The organism is Sphingomonas sp. (assembly GCF_041661825.1).
Classification (GTDB): domain Bacteria; phylum Pseudomonadota; class Alphaproteobacteria; order Sphingomonadales; family Sphingomonadaceae; genus Sphingomonas.
The window spans coordinates 391,996-410,841 of the sequence record NZ_JBAZTU010000006.1; the positions used below are offsets into that span (position 1 = coordinate 391,996).

The window sequence follows — 18,846 nt, forward strand, 5'->3', positions numbered from 1 at the left end:
AGCCGCAATGCCGCCTTATGTCGGGCGGGCGTTCGCGCTTGTGGTCCCACGAACACGCGATCCCATCCGCACGCCGTCCCGAGCGGTGACACAAGGACCGCCGACAATCGGAACGCAGGCCCAGCGCACAGATGCGGTGACATCCTGAGTGCGCGCGCCCCAATATCGGCTCAGCGGATCGCGATCCGGAGATCGCGTCCGGCCGATGCGACATTCCCGGCCCGGTCGGCGGCGTAGATGCGGATGGTGTAATCGCCGGGAGGAATATCCGCCGGGTTCCAGCCGCCCAGCGCCGCGCGGCCGTGACGCACCAGATTGGTGACGACGTAGAGAAAGCGAGTCCGCTGATCGCTGTGCACCGCATCGCCGCTCGCGGGGGCATAGGCGATCTTCGCGGCATCGGGCGCGGTCGGCATGCGATCGAATTCGAGCGTGACGCGCGGCCGTTCGAAACCGCGCACCGGCGCCCCGTCGGCCTTCAGGATCTGGAAGCCCGCCTGGTAGAGGCCGAGGCGGCGGCGAGGGGCATTGCCGTCGACCTGATCCCAGGCCTCGGCGACGATGCCGACGGCACCCCCGGCGGCGGGAACGACAAGGCGCCCCTCCTCCATCCCGGTCAGGCGCTGACCCGTGGCATTGAGGATATGCACGTCATCGATATGCGGCGCGACATGATCGCCAAAGCCGGGAAAGGGCAGCAACAGCGCGTTGACCTTGGCGCGCGGTGGCCCGAGTTCGAGATGGACATGTGCCATGCGGTTGATCGTGCCGAGCGGATCGCCGACCCGGAAACGGGTGCCGCGCTTGACCCGGACCCGGATGACATGCCCTTCCGCATCGAGGACGAGCTGGAAGCGTGCCGGATCGAGCGCCGCGCCGGTCGCGGTGCGGCCGACACGCATATGGATATAGGTCATCTGATCGAGGCGCAGGCCTTCGGACAGGGTCTCGACGCCCCAATTGGGCAGTGGATCGCGCACCGTCTCTTCCGCTGACGCGACGACCGTCGCTCCGACCGGGGCGCTGATATCGAGGCCGGCATGGAGATGATCGCGGCTGTCGCCCTCATAATTGCCGCGGACCTCCCCCATGTCGCCGACCACCTCGTGCCGTTCGAATTGCGGCTTGAAAGGCCAGGGGAACACCGGCGCACGGACGAGCGCCGGCAGCGCGGGATCCGGCAGGGGCGTCGCGACCGGGGCACCGGCGACGCGCGGGCTGAGCCTGCGGATCGCATAGGCCGAGGCATCGGCAATATAGAGCGCGCCCGCCCGATCGATCGCGAGCCCGGCGGGGCCGGTCAACCGCAGCGCGGCGTTGCCGTCGATCGTCGATCCCGTGCCCGCGAGCACGTGAAGCGCGCCCGAGGGTGCCATCTGCACGATGCGCCCGCGATCGAAGGAGGCCAGGTAGAGGAAGCCGTCCCATGTCGGCACCAGGCCGACGATCCCGTTCAGCAAACCGGCGCCATCGTTGGAATCCGTACGGGCGAGCGTCGAGACGCGGCCATCCGGCGCGATCTTCCGGACCGCATCGTTGCCGGTGTCCGCGACGAGCACGGCACCATGCCGGTCGAGCGCAATCCCGGTCGGCGTATCGAACGCCGCCACCGGACCCGGTCCATCCGCAAAGCCCGGAGCATCCTGGCCCGCGAGGGTCCGCACCTGACCGTCCGCGGTGACGAGGCGGATGCGATCGTTATAACTGTCCGCGACATAGACATTGCCCTTGTCGTCGGCCGCAACGCCGATCGGGCCATTGAAGCGCGCGTGCGTCGCAGGGCCGTCGCGATAGCCCGCCGTCCCGTCTCCCGCGATGGTGGTCACGGCCCCGTCCGGGCTGATCCTGCGGATCCTGTTGCTGCCGGTATCCGCGACGATGACGTTCCCCGCCCCGTCGAGCGCAAGGCCGGAGGGCGTGTCGAACGATCCCGGCAAGGTCGTGACATTTCCGTCGGGATCGATCCTGCGGATACGGCTGGCGTCCGCCACGTACAGCGCGCCCCGCGTATCGATCGCCACCGCGAACGGATCGCTGAAGCGCGCCTTTGCCGGCGCACCGTCGGCATGACCCCGTACGCCGTCGCCGGCCAATGTCGTCAGCGCCGCCGGCCAGCCGACCCTTGTCGGCGGCGGCGCGAACCAGCCCAGCGCCACCAGCCAGCAAAGGGCGACCGCCGTCAGCGCCAGAACGATCAGGCCGAGGGCGATAGCGGCCTTGCGGGGAGATTTCCTGAGCATCGGGAAAGCGCCTTAGCAGCAAATCGCGCGGCACTTGCAACGGGAACGAGTTGCAGATGAGGGGGCCGCTTGCTTGGCAGTGGGGGCAGTCAGGGTCTGCCGGGAAAGACCTGCGGCAGTAGAGGGCGCAAGAAGGCGAAGGCCGTGTTCTAGCCAAGGTACCGTTGTGCTTGTCGTTTCGCGATCTTGTGCGCATCTCGGTAAGATGTCATATCGGATCGGATGGCGCGGAGCGACTAGGCTGTCGATCCTTGTTTGGCCGCGCCACGTCGACCCGGGGCGTTTTAGCATTTCGTGTTTCGGTAACGTGATGTCCTGTGCGTCAGATTCACTGAAGGGGGCGGCGTGCGACTCTATTTCCCCTCACAAAATCCGGCAAAGTCGCGCGAAATAATCGGCATGCTCCGGCCCGCCGGAATCGATGTCATTCCAGTGCCACTAGCGCTCTGCGAGCTGCAAACCGACGATCTCGACCAGCTTATTCGAGACAAGCTCTTAAAGGCTTTCCAAACTATCGGTCGTCCATTGTTCGTCGAACATACCGGCCTCTATCTGGATGCGCTCGGCGGATTCCCCGGAGGTCTCACGCAATTGTTCTGGGATCGCGTGGGAGCCAAACAAGCCTGCAGCCTGTTTGGACAAAGCGTACATCCGGGCGTCAGCGCCAGGACCACAATCGGCTTTTGCGACGGCCGCAATATCCACCAATTCGATGGCATCGTGCGCGGTCGTATCGCTCCGGAGCCGATCGGCAAGCACGGATTCGGCTGGGACGATGTGTTCATTCCTGACGGACATCACGAGACCTTCGCCCAAATGGGCGTCCGTAAAGACGAGATATCGATGCGGAGGATCGCGTTCGATAAGTTGATCCGGCACTTCGCGGAGGCATCCGCATGATCGAAGATCTGGCGCGCCAAATCCGGCAGCGAAGGGTCATCCTGTTCGCCGGTGCCGGCCTCTCGCAGCCCTTGAAGCTGCCATCATGGGACGGCCTCATCGCTCAGATGGCACGCGACCTCGGCTATGATCCGGCCGTGCTGGTCGGACCGGAGGCCAATTACATGCAGGTCGCCGAATATTATGCCCTGGAGAAAGGCGGAACCGAGAGCCTTCAAGCCTGGATGCGCACCGCCTGGAGTGTCGATGAGGCACTTCTGCAGCAGTCGCCAGTCCATAACATGATCGTCGATCTGGGATTTCCCGTGATTTATACGACGAATTTCGACGAGAATATCGAGCGCATCTTTGAGCTGAGAGGCAAGCGCTTCAAGCGCGTAAAGTCCCTTGCTGAGGCGTCCACCCCCTTGGGGCAGGCTCCGCACATCATAAAGTTCCATGGCGGCTTCGCGCCTGGAGATTCCATCGTCCTGACAGAATCCGATTACTACGAGAGGCTGGAATTTTCATCGCCGCTCGACGTCCGGCTCCGGAACGACCTGTTGACGAGAAGTGTCTTGTTCGTAGGCTACAGCCTACGAGATCTGAATCTTCGGGTTCTACTCTATAAGCTTCAAAAGATGTGGGCCGGAATCTCGGCCGGAAGGGAGAAATCTTATATCTTCCTCCTGCGTCCGGACCCGGTGCAACAGCGAGTCCTCCAAAGTCGCGGCATTCATCCAATCGTCGCCAAGAGCGCCGACGCCCATAGTGCTTTGGAGCAATTTTTCGAGGAACTGCTAGGTCACGTGCGAACGCCAGTTGCGAGACGCGGACAATCCCCCAGAGGTCCAGCGAGTCCATCGAAGGGACGCCCATGAAAGCTATCTCCATCTGTACGACCAATCAGGACAAGATCGCTGAATTTCAACGGTTGACCGGCCGCCGGTTCGAGCCTGCCTGTCTTGAACTCGACGAAATCCAGTCGCTCGACACAGAAACGGTTTGTCGCGGAAAAGCTGCGGAAGCGTATCGGAGACTCGGTCGGCCCGTTGTTGTCGACGATACCGGGTTCGAAATGGAGGCGCTCGGTGGTTTTCCGGGGGCGTTAGTCACTTGGGTACTGGCAGCCGGCGGGCCAGCCATGCTTCATCGGTTGATCGAGGCCGATGCCAGCGCGCGCGCAGTCGCCGTGACCGCGATCGGGTTTGCGGACGACACGGGGGTCCACGTCTTCACCGGGCGGGTCGAGGGAACCGTGCTGGCCGTACCACGGGGCCGGAACGGCTTCGGTTTCGATCCGGTCTTCGTGCCCGAAGGCGATGCTCGAAGCTTTGCCGAGATGGGGGATGAGGATAAAGATCGCCACTCGCCGCGCGGAGTGGCACTCGCCTGCCTGGCCACCTACCTGGCAGGGACGCTATACTAAACTATCTATGCGCAAACGCCGGGCGGCAGTTAAGTATAGTGTCCCCGAATCTTCGCAGCCGAACGCCGTCGATTTCCCGTCTTGCCGGATCGGATGAACTGCCGCCTTCATTCCCAGGTTCGAAATGCCGGTGTGGCAATGCCGACTGCACCGCTATAGGCGGGCAGCGCAATTTCAGGCATTCGGATCGACCCATGGCCCGCAGGCATTCCAGAAAAGACCCCTATGGAGACCTGCATCGCGAGGAGGAGGCTCCGGCGGAGGTGGTCGTCTGCTGGCTCTGTGGCAGGCCGACCGGCAAGACGATCGTCTGGCACCATCCCGTACCCAAGAGCCGGGGCGGGCGCGACGTCGTGCCCATGCACCCGATTTGCCAGCAGACGCTGATCGCCAATTTCACCAATGCCGAACTGCAGCGCCACGGGATGGATGTGGAGGGCCTGCTGGCCAATCCCAACGTCCGCAAATTCGTCGATTGGGTGGCGAAAAAGGACCCGGATTTCACCGCGACCACGGCCAAGAAGCAACGCTGATCGGACCGAGTACTCCGGGACGCCATACTACGCGATCTACAGAAGTTTAAATCTGGCCATGCGCGAACGATGGGCGCCGGTTAGGTATAATGTCCCCGAATCTCCGAATCTTCCCGAAAAGCGGCCGGCATTGATCGAGTGCGGACCAGTAGCCTTCCACGCGTGCCGACGACTGACCAGGCGAATCTATTGGCGAACGTCGACCGACATCACCTTCTGAACAATCTTCCAGGCGCCCTGCACCCTCAGGCATGACAGCAGGTCGATGAAGTAACGCGGCGGCATCTGAAGCCTCAGCTTCACCAGAGCGAGATTATCCGAAATATCGATCGCGACGACCTCGTCCTTGCGCTCGAGCTTGAGTTTGCGCGGCGCGGTCGCATTGCGCACGCCGGCCAGCCAAGTCTCGATCGGCATCACGCTGACCTCGCCGTCATCGCCAATTCTGGTTACGGCACTGAGGAGGTGAAATATCGTCTGGAACTGCTCAGCGTCCATGTCGTACGCGGCGTCGAAATAAACTTGAGCCAGGGCTCGCAAAGTATGTTCAGCGTCTTCCATAGATTTATTCCACTGCCTGGTGTCGGAGATTGCCGCAGAAGCGAACAATTGCGGCGGCAGTTCATTGAATGTCGTCGGCCTGTTCTTCCGTATCATATCAATTAGTAAGCTATAACCGCAGCTAACCCTCCGTCTCTGGTCCTCCCGTTTGTGCCAGAAGCGGCGCGGGGGATGAAGGTGCGAACCTCCGAAATTGAAAAGGACCTGCCGGCGAAGGGGGCCGGCAGGTCCGTACGCACGGCGCCGCAAAGGAGGGGGAATGTGCGGCCCCTAAGTTACTCGCCTTTCGCTTGGGAAGGAAAGACGAAGCTAATACGCGCATGGAGTCCAGTCGGATGCATGTACCCGCAAATTTTTTTCGGATCAGGACTCAGACCTGGGAGAGCGCGCCCGTTGCGACAACCGGTCCGGTCGGCAGGCCGGTCGGCGAACCGCCGATCGGTTCGAGCGAGACGGCCAGGGTCGCGCCCACTGCCAGGCGCGCGCGATTGGCCGCGTTGACCGCGAGGCTCGACGCACCCGCCTGGCGCAGCAGGCCGAGCGAATGCGGCACGCCGTCGCCGCCGATCACCCACAGCTCGGCACTGCGATTGGCGTCGGCCAGCGCAGTCGGGGTCAATCGCAGGGCACCCGAAGCCGGATCGTAGATCGCGGTCACCGGCGCGCCCTTTTCGACCGGTGCGATCGAGGCGACCAGCATGGTCGGGGATGCGGCGGCGATCGTCGCAATCGGCTTCGCGGCCGGCTGCACCGGGCGAGGTGCACGCTCGATCGGCCGCATCACGATGAACAGCAGCAGCACCGCCGCCGCGACGCTCGAAATGCCCGCTGCCGCCGGCCAGAAGAAGCGGCGGTTCGGCGGGGTCGGCACATCCATCGCGGCCGGGCCGTCGATCGTCCATTCGACCCGCTCCAGCACGCCCGCGGGTGCGGGCATTGCGGGCCAGAGATCGAACAACTGGGCGAGATAGTGCCGCCACCGATCGACCTGCTGCGCGAAGCCCGGTTCGGCGAGCACGCGGCGCAGCGCGACCGCGCGCTCCTCGCCGTCGAGGATGCCCAGCGCCAGCTCGGCCGCCGCCGCGTCGGGCGTATCGTCGCCAGGGGAGTCGCCGGGGGACGGGGGGGTGCGATCGTCGCTCACCGCTCGAGGCACTCCCGGAGCCTGGCGAGGCCGCGCCGGACCCAGCTCTTCATCGTGCCCAGCGGCACGGACTCGCGCTCGGCCAGTTCGGCATAGGTGAGGCCGTCGAAAAAGGCGGTGCGGATCGCGCCGCGCTGACGATCCTCGAGCGTCTCGAGGCAGCCGTGCAATCGGTGCGCCTCTTCGTCGGCGACCATCGTCTCGCTGGCGAGCGGCGCTTCATCCAGGATCGGCGGCGCATCCTCGATCGGGGTCGATCGGCGCACGTTCTGCGCGCGGCGCCAGTCGATCGCGCGGTTGCGCGCGATCGTGGCGAGCCAGGTGATCGGGCTCGCGCGGTGCGGCTCATAGGCGCCCGCCCGTTTCCAGATCGTCAGATACACGTCGTGCAACACATCTTCCGCCGCCTGCCTTTCGCCGCAGATACGGTAGCAGATGCCGAAAAGCTTCGCGGAGGTGAGCGAATAAAGGTCGCGAAAGGCGGTGCGATCCTCATGCCCCGTCCGGACCAGCGCCTCGACCAGCTTCAGACGCGCGTCGCTGGCCTGTTGCAGGGCGGCTTGGGGTGAATCCGTCACGGCCGCGACGCTACCCGGGCAGGGTATGCGCGGCAATCCCGCGCATACCGTCCTGTTGTTATTTCCCGGTCATGCCGCCGGCGGCCGGCCAGTCGGTGTCGCCGACCCGGGTCAGCTGCATGTCGAAGAAGCGCTGCGGCGGCTGGCCCGGCACGACGCGGTCGCCGACCTCATGCCATTTCCCGTTCTCCAAGGTCGCCGTGTATCTGATCGTCGCCGGGCCCGCCGGGATTTCCCAGACATAGCCCCGAACACCCTCATTGCCCTGGGGCACGATCGAGAAGGTCCCCGCGCGGCCCTGCGCATAGGAACGGAAGGTATAGGCCCTGGTCGCCGGATCATAGGAGATCACCGCAAAGGCGTTGAAGCCGACCGAGCCGTCGGGGTTGAAGCCCTTGCCCTCGATCACCTTGATCGTGCCGCCCAGGAAATTGCCGATCCGTTCGGTCTGGGTGACCTTGTGCTCGCCACCCGGGGACTGGGTGACGGCCGGGCCGCGCCAGGTGCCGTCCATCCAGCTCAGTTTGGCGATGGCGGCGCGTTCGGCCTCGATCATTGCCGGATCGACCGCCTGTGCCGCCGCGCCGGTGAAAGGGGTTGCCGCCAGCAGCAGCGCCGCGGCGCGCATCCAGGATTTCGTCGTCACTCCAAACTCCTTCTTCGATTGCACAGGCCCGGCAGGGATGGCAGCCTTGCGCCATGCCGAGCGCCCGCCCTGCTTTCCGCCTGCCGACCGCGGCCCGCAACGCCGGCTTCGCGAAGCACGCCCGGAACTTCGCGAATCGCGCGCTCGCCCTGCCCGGTTTTCCGGTTCTGCCCATCGCCGGCCTTGCGGCAGGCATTTTGATGGTCGTGGTCGGCGCGTTCGGCACGGGCGAGATGCCGCTCGCGACGCGGATCGCCTTCTGGGCGGTGCTGCTCGGCTGGAACGTGCTGAAATGGCAGGCCTGGTTCGCGCTGCTCGTCCGCCGCCCCCGCGACTGGCCGCGCACGGCAGCGATCGGCGCCCTGGTGCTCAACCTGCCGCTCCCGATCGAGATCTCGCTGGCGCTGCGCCTGTTCGGCATCGACTACGCGCCCCAACCATCGCGCACCTGGTCCGAAGCGCTGGCGATCAGCGCGGCGATCTTCCTCGTCCTGATCATCGCCGGCATTGGCCGCAGGATGACGCCCGCCGCCGCTTCCGTCGCAACCCCGCCCTCAGCGGTCACGCCCGATGGCCTGCTCGATCGCGCCGGGCTGAACGATCCGGCCGCGCTCCACGCGATCGAAGCGGAGGATCATTATTGCCGGCTACACCTGGCGGGCGGGCGCAGCCTGCTCGTCCTGCACCGTTTCGGCGATGCCCTGGCCGAGGTCGCGGGTTATGACGGCGCGCAAGTCCATCGCGGCGCCTGGGTCGCGGCAAGCGGCGTGGCCGGAGCTCGGCGCGACGGGCGGCGCTGGCTGTTGCTGCTCGCCGACGGCGCCGAGATTCCGGTCAGCGCCAGCTTCGCCGCCACGGCGCGCGACCGGGGCTGGTTGCGCGTCCGGCGATAAAGCATCCGCTAGCGGGTAGCGTTCGCCGCGCGCTTTGCGTAAAGGCCGCCGCATCCGCTTTCGCCGAGAAGGAGCGCGCCGTTCATGCGCATCGCCATAGCATCCGATCATGCCGCCTTCGCGCTGAAGGAAACGCTGGTCGCGTGGCTTGGGGAACAGGGTCATGAGGTCGCCGATCTCGGCCCCCATTCGGACGCGCGCGTGGATTATCCCGATTATGGCTTTGCGCTTGCCGGGCATGTGGCGGCCGGCAAGGCCGAGCGCGGCATCGCGCTGTGCGGCTCGGGTATCGGCATCTCGATCGCGGTCAACCGCCATCCCGGCGCGCGCTGCGCGCTGGTCGGCGAGCCATTGTCGGCGGCGCTGTGCCGCGAACATAACGACGCAAACATCCTCGCCATGGGCGCCCGCCTGACCGGCGAGGACATGGCCAAAGCCTGCGTCACCGCTTTCCTGGCCACCGAATTCGCCGGTGGCCGGCATACCCCGCGCGTCGAGATGCTCGGCGCCCCCAGCTTCGCGAAGGAACCCGCATGAGCACGAACCCCCGCAACCTGCACGACGTCCAGCCCGACGGCTTCTTCACCCGCGGCCTTGCCGAAGCGGATCCGGCGGTGTTCGGCGGCGTCACGCATGAGCTGAAGCGCGAGCAGACCCAGATCGAGCTGATCGCCTCCGAGAACATCGTCTCCAAGGCCGTGTTGCAGGCGCAGGGCTCGGTGTTCACCAACAAATATGCCGAGGGCTATCCGGGCAAGCGCTATTATCAGGGCTGCGCACCCTCGGACGAGGTCGAGACGCTGGCGATCGAGCGCGCGAAGAAGCTGTTCAATTGCGGCTTCGCCAACGTCCAGCCGCATTCGGGCGCGCAGGCGAACGGCGCGGTGATGCTCGCGCTGGTCAAGCCGGGCGAGACGATCATGGGCCTGAGCCTCGACGCCGGCGGCCATCTGACTCATGGCGCCAAGGCAGCGATGTCGGGCAAATGGTTCAATGCGATCGCGTACGGCGTCGACCCGGTCACGCATCTGATCGATTTCGACCAGGTCGCGAGCCTTGCCCGCGAGCACAAACCGAAGCTGATCATCGCCGGCGGCTCGGCCTATCCGCGCCAGATCGATTTCGCGAAGTTCCGCGAGATCGCTGACGAGGTCGGCGCGATCTTCATGGTCGATATGGCGCATTTCGCCGGCATCGTCGCGGGCGGCCTCCACCCCTCGCCGCTGGAGCACGCGCATGTCGTGACCACCACCACGCACAAGACACTTCGCGGGCCGCGCGGCGGCATGGTGCTGACCAATGACGAAGCCATCGCCAAGAAGATCAATTCGGCGGTGTTCCCGGGGCTTCAGGGCGGCCCGCTGATGCATGTCATCGCGGCCAAGGCCGTCGCCTTCGGCGAGGCGCTTCAGCCCGAGTACAAGAGCTATATCGCCGCGGTCGTCGAGAACGCCAAGATCCTCGCAGCCACGCTCAAGGAGCGCGGTGCCGAGGTCGTCTCGGGCGGCACCGACACGCATCTCGCGCTGATCGACCTGACCCCGCTGGGCGTAACCGGCAAGGACGCCGACGAAGCGCTCGAGCGGGCGGGCATCACCTGCAACAAGAACGGCATCCCCAACGATCCGCTGCCGCCGACCAAGACCAGCGGCATCCGCGTCGGCTCGCCCGCCGGCACGACGCGCGGCTTCGGCCCCGCCGAGTTCCGCGAGATCGGCAACATGGTGGCGGACGTGCTCGACGGCCTGCGCAAGAATGGCGAGCAGGGCGACGCCCAGGTCGAAGCCGCGGTGCGCGAGCGCGTGCTGGCTTTGTGCGCGCGCTTCCCGATCTATCCGGAAGGCGTGTGATTTGAGGTGCCCGTTCTGCGGCCATGAAGACAGCCAGGTAAAGGACAGCCGTCCGACCGAAGACGGTGCCGCGATCCGCCGGCGCCGCCAGTGCGAGGGCTGCGCCGCGCGGTTCACGACCTTCGAGCGCATCCAGCTGCGCGAGCTCACCGTGATCAAGAGCGAGGACAAGCGTGAGCCGTTCGACCGCGAGAAGCTGCTTCGCTCGGTCTCGATCGCGGCGCGCAAGCGGCCGATCGACGCGGTCCGCATCGAGAAGCTGGTCTCCGGCATCCAGCGCCAGCTCGAGACCCAGGGCGAGAACGAAGTCCCCTCGCAACGCATCGGCGAGATGGTGATGGACGGGCTGAAGGGCCTAGATTCGGTCGCGTACATCCGCTTCGCGAGCGTCTACAAGGATTTCCGCGAGGCCAAGGATTTCGAGGAATTCGCCGGCAATGTGAACGAGGTGGGCAAGGGGTGAGCTCCGACATCCCCCCTCTGTCCTCCGCCCCGCCCCCCGTCATCGTCCTCGTCCGCCCACAGCTCGGCGAGAATATCGGCAAGGCGGCGCGTGCGATGCTCAATTTCGGGCTGACCGAGATGCGCCTCGTCACCCCGCGTGACGGCTGGCCCAATCCCTCGGCCGGCCCGGCCGCGTCGGGCGCCGATGTGGTGCTCGAACAGGCGCAGGTGTTCGACAGCGTCGCCGAGGCCGTCGCCGATTGCGCCCACGTCTATGCGACCACCGTGCGCAAGCGCGGCGTGACCAAGCCCGTCGTGACCCCGGACGAAGCCGCGACCGCGATTCACGCCTCCGCCGCCCGCACCGCGATCCTGTTCGGCCCGGAGCGCTCGGGGCTGGAGAGCGACGACGTCGCGCTTGCCCGTACGATCATCACCGTCCCGATCAATGCCGAGTTCGGGTCGCTCAACCTCGCCCAGGCAGTGATCCTCGTTGCCTATGAATGGTCGAAGCGGATCGCGCTCGCGTCCCCGCCCGAGACCGAAATGCCCGAGCCGGCGGAGCATGAAGAGCTGGAGGGCATGATCCTGCAGCTCGACGCCATGCTGGAGGCAGCCCATTTCTTCTATCCGCCCGATCGGACGCCGGTGACGAAACGGACCCTGCGTACGCTGCTGACCAAACCGGGCTGGTCGAGCCAGGAAGTGCGGACGATGCGCGGGGTGCTGTCGGCGCTGGCGGGCGCGAAGCGATCAAAGGCACCACGCCAGTCCTGAAAGCATGACGCCGCACCGGCTATCCCGTGCCGGTGATTGCGATTATGCCGGGCGCGTTCATCGCCCCAACAAGAGCGCGACGCCCGACGATGGCCGACCTGATTCCGCCCGCTGCGGCCATCCCGTACCTCACCATCCGGGCCAAAGGCGAGAAGAGCCCGCTCGAGGTTTCGGCCGATACCATTATCGAAGCCTATAAAAACCATGGCGCGCTGCTGCTGCGTGGCTTCACCACGGATCTCGACATCTTCGCGCGCTTCGCCGAGCAATTCTGCTCGGGCTCGGTCTTCAACGAAAGCCGCAGCCGGCAGGTTCTGGACGATTCGCGCAACATCCAGTCGGTGAGCCTGGGCACCGCGGCGTTCCCGCTCCACCCCGAATTGTCGCGCGAGCCGTGGAAGCCCGATGTCTGCTTCTTCGCCTGCCTCAATCCGCCGCGCCGGCTGGGCGCGACGACGGTTTGTGACGGCAGCGACCTGGTCGAGCGGCTCCCACCTGCCCTCCGCAACGAAATGGCAACGCGGCGCCTGCGCTACACGCGGCAGACGACACAAGACGAGCTGCTCACCTGGTTCGGCACCTCGGACCCGTCCGACACACAGCTGGCCGATCCGCCCGCACACTGCCCCTTCACCTTCCACCGCGACGGCGACCAGGTCCAGCGCAGCTTCAGCCGGCCCTTCCTGCACAGGCCGATGTTCACCGATCGCCTGGCCTTCGGCAATTTCCTGCTGTTCGCGCGCTACGGGATCGATCGCTGGGATTTCCCGGTCTTCGACGACGGCACCCTCGTCCCACCCGCCTGGACTCATATCATCAGGGACGTGGGCGAGGGGATCACGGCGGCAGTGGCCTGGCGGCGCGGCGATATCCTGATGCTGGACAATACGCGCTTCCTGCACGGCAGGACGGCAGTGGTGCCGCGCGACGGACGGCTGATCGCGTCCTATTTCGGCTATCTCAACTTCGCGCACGCCAATGAGGAGGATCCGCCGGAAGCACCCTGGCGGCTCGGCAAGTTCTGGCCGCCGCGCGCCGGGTCCGACGCCTGAGCATGGGGCTATCGCCGGTCGAACGCCGCCATCTCATACGCGATCGAGGCTTCGACCAGCCGCTCCCACAGATCGGCGATGTCGGCAGCCGGCAGCCCCGCCGCCTCAGCCGCCGCACGGGCATTGGCGATCACCTGTGCCTTGCGCGCCTCGTCGCGCACCGCGCCGCGCTCGGTCTTGATGCGGGCCGCTGCGTCCATATAGGCAAAGCGGCGGGCAAGCAGGGCGATCAGCTCGCGATCGACCTGATCGACGCCTGCGCGCACCTCAAGCATAGTAGAACAGTCGGGCCCGGGCAGGATCGTTTCAGTCATGCTGCCTGATAACGCTGCTGGAACAGGTGTCCAGCGCTGCGGCGCCCATCAGCAAAATGGCCGTTTCGGGACCAGTTGTTCCGTCACTTAATCGCCATATTCTGGGGTCTTGCGAGCAGACACGCTTGAAGCTAACTCTCACGCAATGCTGCGTCGCGGCGACTAGCGAATCGTTTCGGAATCAGAGGAAAGCCTATCATGCGAGTGTTCGCCACCTTGGCGCTGAGCTGTCTCATACTCTCGTCCACCCCGGCCCTTGCCAAGGACGACAAGCCTGCGGATCCCGACAAGAAGTCGTGCCGCCGGATCGACACGACCGGATCGATCCTGGGCGGCAAGCTGACCTGCCATACCAAGACGGAATGGAAGCAGATCGACGCCGCGAACGAACGGAGCGCAGACAATATGCGCGATCCGATGCGGAGCCGCATGGGCGCCGAGCGCCAGTAGCTGCTTGACTCTGCGCGGCGCTTCTGTCAGGCGCCGCCCCTTCGCAAAAGGCCCCGCACTCCGGTGAAGCGGCGGCCCTGTCGGATCTGACGATCAACGGCAGAGCGATGACCGGATATCGATCGGCACCCTAGGGCGCCGGTCTTGTTGTTGGCACTTGCAAAGGTAATACACATGTCGAAGCGCTCCAGCGCCAAGTACAAGCTCGATCGCCGTATGGGCGAGAACATCTGGGGTCGTCCGAAGTCCCCGGTGAACAAGCGCGAATATGGTCCCGGCCAGCACGGCCAGCGCCGCAAGGGCAAGGTTTCCGATTTCGGCATCCAGCTGCGCGCCAAGCAGAAGCTCAAGGGCTATTATGGCGACGTGACCGAGAAGCAGTTCCGGGCATGCTACCATGAAGCCGCCCGCATGAAGGGCGACACCGGCCAGAACCTGATCGGCCTGCTCGAGCAGCGCCTCGACATGATCGTGTACCGCGCCAAGTTCGCGCCGACCGTGTTCGCCGCGCGCCAGCTCGTCAGCCACGGCCACATCAAGGTCAACGGCGTGAAGTGCAACATCGCGTCGCGCCGCGTGTTCCCGGGCATGGAGATCACGCTGGGTTCCAAGGCGCAGGAAATGGCGCTGGTGATGGAAGCACAGAGCCTCGCCGAGCGCGACATCCCCGATTACGTCGCGCCGGACGGCACCGCAAAGGTGACCTTCACCCGCGTGCCGACGCTGGACGAAGTGCCTTACCCGGTGAAGATGGAACCGAACCTGGTCGTCGAGTTCTACTCGCGCTGATCGGTCGGTCTTCGGATCACAGAGACAAGGGCGGCCCCGCAAGGGGCCGCCCTTTTTCTTTGGTTCAGAATTTCATCGAGGCCCGCAGAAAAGCGTCCATCTTGTCGAGCATCCCGGTGCGGATTGTGCTGTCGTCGAGATAATGGTCGAGATTGTGGAATTCGACCAGTTCCGCCTGCTTGCCGGCGTCCTTCAGGCGAGACGCCATCATGCGCGATTCGCGGATACCGACATTCTGGTCGCGGTCGCCGTGGAACATCAGCACCGGCGCGACGATGCGTCCGACATTCTGCGCCGGCGATCCTTCGCGCACATGCGGTCCGCGGCCGATAAAGGCATCGACCCTGCGATAGTTGGTGAAATTCTCGGATTCGGAACGGAGCGTCTCCAGGTCGGTGACCGGGGCCACCGCCACGATCGCCTTGAACAAGGTCGGATCCAGCACGGCTGACTGCAGCGCGGCATAGCCGCCATAGGACCAGCCGACGATACCGAGCCTGGCCGGATCGGCGATGCCCTGCTTGACCAGCCAGCGTCCGCCGTCATTGACGTCGCCGACCGCGATCTTCCAGGATTTGAAGCCATTCTGCTGGAACCAGGCCGATCCGTATCCGGTCGATCCGCGAAAATTCGGCTGGAGCACGGCATAGCCCCGATTGGCGAAATATTGTGCTAGCCAGTCGAAGCCCCATTCGTCGCGATCGCCCGGCCCGCCATGCGGCATCACGATCGCGGGCAGGTTCTTGCCGTCGCTGCCCGGCGGCAAGGTCAGATAGCCGGGGATTTGCGTGCCGTCCGCCGCAGGAAAGCTTACCGGCTTGACGGGCGCCAGCACGGTTTTGGCGAGTTGGGGTCGCGTCGGGAGGAGTTCGTCCAGCTTGCGCGCCTTCTTGTCGAAGAGGTAATAATGGCCGGGATCGACATCGCTGCCGGCAAAGAGGATCAGCCGGTTCTCGTCGGTACTCGCGTCGACGAAGCTTACCAGCGGCAGGCCGGGCAGCGCCTTGGATAGCGCCGCGGAAAGCTTTCTGAGTTCGGGATCGAAGAATTCGACCTGGCGCCGTTCGGTTGCGTAGCTTGCGCCGACAACGCGCCTCTGCCGGCCGATCTGCACCAGGCTGTCGATGTCCGCGTCCGGCCTGGCCAGCACGAGATCGCGCTTCAGGCTGCCGTCGAGCGCGATCGAATAGAGCGCCGTGTGGCCGTCCTTGTCGTCGAATCCATAGGCCAGGTTGCGGTCGCGATCGACGGCGTAAGGATCGAAACCATCGCCGGTGCCGGGGCTGTCCGTGATCGAACCGAGCGGCGCCCAGTCGCGGCTGTCCGGTTTGCGGTAGAAATAGTTGACCCTGCCCTTGTCATAGCCGTCGCCCGCCTTGGGGCGTATGCCCATGATCCGCACGGTGCCATGGCCGTCGGAAATATATTCGGCGGCGTCGAGCTTGGGGCTTTCCACCGTCCTGCGCTTCAGCGAGCCGGTATCGACCCGGTCGACCCCGAATCCCTCCTGCACGCTGCCGAGATGCGTCCCGGTCGATACTTCGGGGATATAGGTGCGCGTCATCAGCACGGTGCCGTCGTCGGAATCGCTCAACCAGTCGATGATGCTGCCGCCACCGGTCGTGAAGCCGAGCGCGTTTTGCGAGTCCCGCGCGCTGACGATCTTCAGATTCTTGCTGTCCGAATCGATGCCGATCACGCGGGTGAAGCCCAATGCCCCTACCTCGCTCGGCAGGATCATGTAGATGCCACAGACCAGCCGCGTATTGGTCGACCAGCGGCAATAGCTCAACCGGTCCGGATCGCCCGAGGAGGTGAGGATCGGTTTGGGCGTACCGGTGGCGAGGTCCACGACGTACAGCGCGGCACCGCGTGCCGTCGTCGGCTGGATATAGGCGATATGGCTGCCGTCGGGCGACAGGCTGATCTGCTGCACAGCCTCGCGCGCGCCGAAACGGATCGCTGCCTCATTCGCCGCAGGCGCCGCCTGCGGCATCGCCGCGCCGGCGAGCGCGGCCAAGGTCCAGATGATCATCACCCCAAATCCCCCATTCAACGCGTTGCATCCGTTAAGGAGCAGGCAATCCCCCTGATCGCCTGCTCCTCCATCACTGACTTTCGGCCTAGTTGGCCGCCTTGCCCAGGTTCATCGACGTCCGGAGGAAGGTGTCGATCTTGTCGAGCATCTCGGTACGAACCTTGTCGTCGACCAGATGGTGGTCGAGCCCCTTATATTCGACGAACTCGACCTTTCCGTTGGCGGCCTTGAGCCGCGACTCCATGATCCGCGACTGCTCGATCTCGACATTGACGTCGAGGTCGCCGTGGAACAGCAGCACCGGCACCTGGATTCGCTCGGCGTTACGCGCCGGAGAGCCCTGGACGGCATTCGGCCCCGTCCCAGTCCGCGCCTCGACCAGCTTGTAGTCGGTGTAGCGTTTTGCGCGCTCGACCCGCGCCACCAGATCAGTGACAGGCGCCACCGCCGCGACTGCCTTGAACAACCCAGGATCGTGCACCGCGGACTGCAGCGCGGCATAGCCACCATAGGACCAGCCCACGATCGCCATCTTGTCGGGTGCGGCGATCCCCTGCTTCACCAGCCAGCGCCCGCCATCATCGACATCGCCAATCGCCGTCCGCCAGGATTTATAGCCATTCTCCTGGAACCAAGCCGCGCCATAACCGGTCGAGCCGCGATAATTTGGCTGAAGCACGGCATAGCCGCGATTGGCGAAAAACTGGGGTAGCCAGTCGAACGTCCATTCGTCCCGCGCTTCGGGTCCGCCATGCGGCAGCACGATCGCGGGCAGATTCTTCCCGTCGCTACCAGGTGGCAGCGTCAGATATCCCGGGATCATCGTGCCGTCCGCGGCTGGGAACGCAATCGGCTTGACCGTCGCAAGAGGAGTCTTTTCCAATTGCGGACGAACGGCCATGATCTCGGTCAGGCCCTTGGTATCCCGGTTGTACAGATAAAAGCGGCCCGGATCAGTATCGCTGCCCGCCCAGAGCAGCAGCTTCTTCTCGTCGGCACTCGCGTCCACGAAACTTACCAGCGGTTTGCCCGGCAGCGCCTTGGACAGCGATGCGGCAAAGGCTTTGAGCGCCGGGTCGAAGAATGCGGTCATTTGCCTTTCGGCAGTATAACCGACACCGACGACTCTATTCTGGCGGCCGATCTGGATGAGCCGATGGACGTCGACATCCGGGCGTTCATAGACGAGCTCGCGTTTCAGAGTGCCATCGAGCGAAATCTTGAACAGCGCGGTCCGGCCGCTCTCATTGTCGAAGCCGTAGACGACATCAAGATCGGGATCGACGGCATAAGGACTGAAGCCCCTCGAGAGGCTGCCATCATAGGTGACCGTGCTGAGCGGGAGCCAGTCGCGGCTACCCTTCTTGCGATAGGTATAGACCGTCCGATTACCCATCATACCGGTATTTGTGTCCGGCTGCACGCCCATGACCCGCACGGTTCCATGGCCGTCCGAGATATATTCGGAAGCGGCCGGCCGTGGCGTTTCGACCAACTTGCGCGACAGGGTGGTGGTGTCCACCCGGTCCACGCCGAGGCCTTCCTTCTGACTCGTCGTCAAGGTGCCCGTGCTTTGTTCCGGCACATAGGTGCGCGTCATCAGCACCGCGCCCTTGTCGTCGCCCAGCCAATCGATGACATTGCCGCCACCCATGGCGACGCCCAGCTCGTTGGAGCTGGCGCGCGCGCTCAACGGCTTCAGGTCGGAGCCATCCGAGTTGAGCGAGACCAGCCGGGAATAAGCACGCGGATCACCGCCGATCGACTCGACCAGATAAAGGCCGCAAATCAAACGCGTGGCGGTGGACCAGCGGCAATCGGTCAAACGCTCCGGCGATCCCGAGGATGAAAGGATCGGCTTCAGTTCTGGTGCACCGTTCAAGTTGACGATGTACAAGACCGAGCCGCGCCCCATGGTCGGCTGGATCAGCGCGATCGAATTGCCGTCGGGCGAGATGCTGACGTCTTCCACCATCTCTCTCGCGCCGAATTTCGCGGCGGCCTCGCTCGCAGCAGCGGCCGGCTGCGCGACCACGCCGGATGCGGCGAGCATCGCCGCCAAAGTCCAGATCTTCAATTCGGCCCCCATTATTCAAGATGTTACGTCGAACAGTAGCGCCACCCCGGATCGGGGCAACGGGATTCTCCCTCCATTCCGGCTCTATTCCGCATCGCTTGCACCCGCCCCGACGCGCTGCCAAAACGCGGCCCAATCACGAGACCCCCGAG

General features: G+C 64.9%; 20 protein-coding genes. 12 read left to right on the top strand and 8 right to left on the bottom strand.

Translation table 11 applies throughout. The features are described 5' to 3' along the window. Nucleotides 1–170 precede the first annotated feature (170 nt). Nucleotides 171–2,240: an NHL repeat-containing protein gene (locus WC729_RS26950; protein ID WP_372857706.1), complete on the bottom strand. Its 2,070-nt coding sequence runs from the start codon at nucleotides 2,238–2,240 to the stop codon at nucleotides 171–173. Between the two features lie 345 nt (nucleotides 2,241–2,585). Here WC729_RS26950 and WC729_RS26955 point away from each other — a divergent pair, with 345 nt between their 5' ends. From WC729_RS26955 to WC729_RS26970, 4 genes are all read left to right on the top strand, one after another. Next, nucleotides 2,586–3,140, top strand: a complete 555-nt coding sequence (locus tag WC729_RS26955; protein WP_372857708.1) for a non-canonical purine NTP pyrophosphatase — start codon at nucleotides 2,586–2,588, stop codon at nucleotides 3,138–3,140. Further along, entirely contained in the window at nucleotides 3,137–4,000 is an 864-nt protein-coding gene (locus WC729_RS26960; protein ID WP_372857709.1) for an SIR2 family protein, read from the top strand. Before WC729_RS26955 ends, WC729_RS26960 begins: the two co-directional genes overlap by 4 nt. Further along, complete coding sequence (locus WC729_RS26965; protein ID WP_372857710.1) at nucleotides 3,997–4,548, top strand: non-canonical purine NTP pyrophosphatase; 552 nt, start codon at nucleotides 3,997–3,999, stop codon at nucleotides 4,546–4,548. Before WC729_RS26960 ends, WC729_RS26965 begins: the two co-directional genes overlap by 4 nt. A 194-nt stretch (nucleotides 4,549–4,742) precedes the next feature. Then, nucleotides 4,743–5,081: a hypothetical protein gene (locus WC729_RS26970; RefSeq protein WP_372857711.1), complete on the top strand. Its 339-nt coding sequence runs from the start codon at nucleotides 4,743–4,745 to the stop codon at nucleotides 5,079–5,081. A 186-nt stretch (nucleotides 5,082–5,267) separates the two neighbouring features. Here the strand turns inward: WC729_RS26970 and WC729_RS26975 are convergent, their stop codons facing one another. From WC729_RS26975 to WC729_RS26990, 4 genes are all read right to left on the bottom strand, one after another. Further along, a complete protein-coding gene (locus WC729_RS26975; RefSeq protein WP_372857712.1) occupies nucleotides 5,268–5,642 on the bottom strand; it encodes a nuclear transport factor 2 family protein in 375 nt (124 codons plus the stop codon). A gap of 370 nt (nucleotides 5,643–6,012) precedes the next feature. Continuing rightward, a complete protein-coding gene (locus WC729_RS26980; RefSeq protein WP_372857713.1) occupies nucleotides 6,013–6,786 on the bottom strand; it encodes an anti-sigma factor domain-containing protein in 774 nt (257 codons plus the stop codon). After that, nucleotides 6,783–7,364: a sigma-70 family RNA polymerase sigma factor gene (locus WC729_RS26985; RefSeq protein ID WP_372857714.1), complete on the bottom strand. Its 582-nt coding sequence runs from the start codon at nucleotides 7,362–7,364 to the stop codon at nucleotides 6,783–6,785. The genes WC729_RS26980 and WC729_RS26985 overlap by 4 nt, the downstream gene beginning before the upstream one ends. Nucleotides 7,365–7,422: 58 nt before the next feature. Next, nucleotides 7,423–8,010, bottom strand: coding sequence for a DUF1579 domain-containing protein (locus WC729_RS26990; protein ID WP_372857715.1), 588 nt, complete (start codon nucleotides 8,008–8,010; stop codon nucleotides 7,423–7,425). A gap of 53 nt (nucleotides 8,011–8,063) precedes the next feature. Between WC729_RS26990 and WC729_RS26995 the strand changes: the two genes are divergently transcribed. The 6 genes from WC729_RS26995 (at nucleotide 8,064) to WC729_RS27020 (ending at nucleotide 13,026) form a co-directional block, all read left to right on the top strand. Next, nucleotides 8,064–8,903 carry a LytTR family DNA-binding domain-containing protein gene (locus WC729_RS26995; RefSeq protein ID WP_372857716.1) on the top strand — a complete coding sequence of 280 codons (840 nt, stop codon included), beginning with the start codon at nucleotides 8,064–8,066 and terminating at the stop codon, nucleotides 8,901–8,903. Between the two features lie 84 nt (nucleotides 8,904–8,987). Further along, nucleotides 8,988–9,440: a ribose 5-phosphate isomerase B gene (rpiB, locus tag WC729_RS27000; protein ID WP_372857717.1), complete on the top strand. Its 453-nt coding sequence runs from the start codon at nucleotides 8,988–8,990 to the stop codon at nucleotides 9,438–9,440. Continuing rightward, nucleotides 9,437–10,753 (top strand): serine hydroxymethyltransferase, encoded by a 1,317-nt coding sequence (gene glyA, locus WC729_RS27005; RefSeq protein WP_372857718.1) that lies wholly within the window; start codon nucleotides 9,437–9,439, stop codon nucleotides 10,751–10,753. Before rpiB ends, glyA begins: the two co-directional genes overlap by 4 nt. Before the next feature lies 1 nt (nucleotide 10,754). Next, nucleotides 10,755–11,216 carry a transcriptional regulator NrdR gene (nrdR, locus tag WC729_RS27010; protein WP_372857720.1) on the top strand — a complete coding sequence of 154 codons (462 nt, stop codon included), beginning with the start codon at nucleotides 10,755–10,757 and terminating at the stop codon, nucleotides 11,214–11,216. Next, nucleotides 11,213–11,974 (top strand): RNA methyltransferase, encoded by a 762-nt coding sequence (locus tag WC729_RS27015; RefSeq protein ID WP_372857721.1) that lies wholly within the window; start codon nucleotides 11,213–11,215, stop codon nucleotides 11,972–11,974. The genes nrdR and WC729_RS27015 overlap by 4 nt, the downstream gene beginning before the upstream one ends. A gap of 89 nt (nucleotides 11,975–12,063) precedes the next feature. Beyond that, complete coding sequence (locus WC729_RS27020) at nucleotides 12,064–13,026, top strand: TauD/TfdA family dioxygenase (RefSeq protein ID WP_372857722.1); 963 nt, start codon at nucleotides 12,064–12,066, stop codon at nucleotides 13,024–13,026. A gap of 8 nt (nucleotides 13,027–13,034) precedes the next feature. On the opposite strand, the gene WC729_RS27025 is transcribed toward WC729_RS27020, so the two are convergent. Then, complete coding sequence (locus WC729_RS27025; RefSeq protein WP_372857723.1) at nucleotides 13,035–13,340, bottom strand: chorismate mutase; 306 nt, start codon at nucleotides 13,338–13,340, stop codon at nucleotides 13,035–13,037. Between the two features lie 198 nt (nucleotides 13,341–13,538). Between WC729_RS27025 and WC729_RS27030 the strand changes: the two genes are divergently transcribed. Together WC729_RS27030 and rpsD are read left to right on the top strand one after the other, a co-directional pair. After that, on the top strand, nucleotides 13,539–13,790 hold the full coding sequence (locus WC729_RS27030) for a hypothetical protein (RefSeq protein WP_372857724.1): 252 nt from the start codon (nucleotides 13,539–13,541) through the stop codon (nucleotides 13,788–13,790). 174 nt (nucleotides 13,791–13,964) lie between these two features. Further along, entirely contained in the window at nucleotides 13,965–14,579 is a 615-nt protein-coding gene (gene rpsD / locus WC729_RS27035; RefSeq protein ID WP_372857725.1) for a 30S ribosomal protein S4, read from the top strand. Nucleotides 14,580–14,643: 64 nt separating this feature from the next. Here rpsD and WC729_RS27040 read toward each other — a convergent pair whose 3' ends face one another. Further along, complete coding sequence (locus tag WC729_RS27040) at nucleotides 14,644–16,614, bottom strand: alpha/beta fold hydrolase (protein ID WP_372857727.1); 1,971 nt, start codon at nucleotides 16,612–16,614, stop codon at nucleotides 14,644–14,646. An 88-nt stretch (nucleotides 16,615–16,702) separates the two neighbouring features. Beyond that, complete coding sequence (locus WC729_RS27045; protein ID WP_372857728.1) at nucleotides 16,703–18,706, bottom strand: alpha/beta hydrolase family protein; 2,004 nt, start codon at nucleotides 18,704–18,706, stop codon at nucleotides 16,703–16,705. Between the last annotated feature and the right edge of the window lie 140 nt (nucleotides 18,707–18,846).

Excerpts from the sequence above, each read along its gene's own strand:
- WC729_RS26950 (WP_372857706.1), bottom strand. The coding sequence starts at position 2,240 with ATGCTCAGGAAATCTCCCCGCAAGGCCGCTATCGCCCTCGGCCTGATC.
- WC729_RS26960 (WP_372857709.1), top strand. The coding sequence starts at position 3,137 with ATGATCGAAGATCTGGCGCGCCAAATCCGGCAGCGAAGGGTCATCCTG.
- WC729_RS26965 (WP_372857710.1), top strand. The coding sequence starts at position 3,997 with ATGAAAGCTATCTCCATCTGTACGACCAATCAGGACAAGATCGCTGAA.
- WC729_RS26970 (WP_372857711.1), top strand. The coding sequence starts at position 4,743 with ATGGCCCGCAGGCATTCCAGAAAAGACCCCTATGGAGACCTGCATCGC.
- WC729_RS26975 (WP_372857712.1), bottom strand. The coding sequence starts at position 5,642 with ATGGAAGACGCTGAACATACTTTGCGAGCCCTGGCTCAAGTTTATTTC.
- WC729_RS26995 (WP_372857716.1), top strand. The coding sequence starts at position 8,064 with ATGCCGAGCGCCCGCCCTGCTTTCCGCCTGCCGACCGCGGCCCGCAAC.
- rpiB (WP_372857717.1), top strand. The coding sequence starts at position 8,988 with ATGCGCATCGCCATAGCATCCGATCATGCCGCCTTCGCGCTGAAGGAA.
- glyA (WP_372857718.1), top strand. The coding sequence starts at position 9,437 with ATGAGCACGAACCCCCGCAACCTGCACGACGTCCAGCCCGACGGCTTC.
- WC729_RS27020 (WP_372857722.1), top strand. The coding sequence starts at position 12,064 with ATGGCCGACCTGATTCCGCCCGCTGCGGCCATCCCGTACCTCACCATC.
- WC729_RS27025 (WP_372857723.1), bottom strand. The coding sequence starts at position 13,340 with ATGACTGAAACGATCCTGCCCGGGCCCGACTGTTCTACTATGCTTGAG.
- WC729_RS27030 (WP_372857724.1), top strand. The coding sequence starts at position 13,539 with ATGCGAGTGTTCGCCACCTTGGCGCTGAGCTGTCTCATACTCTCGTCC.
- rpsD (WP_372857725.1), top strand. The coding sequence starts at position 13,965 with ATGTCGAAGCGCTCCAGCGCCAAGTACAAGCTCGATCGCCGTATGGGC.
- WC729_RS27040 (WP_372857727.1), bottom strand. The coding sequence starts at position 16,614 with ATGATCATCTGGACCTTGGCCGCGCTCGCCGGCGCGGCGATGCCGCAG.
- WC729_RS27045 (WP_372857728.1), bottom strand. The coding sequence starts at position 18,706 with ATGGGGGCCGAATTGAAGATCTGGACTTTGGCGGCGATGCTCGCCGCA.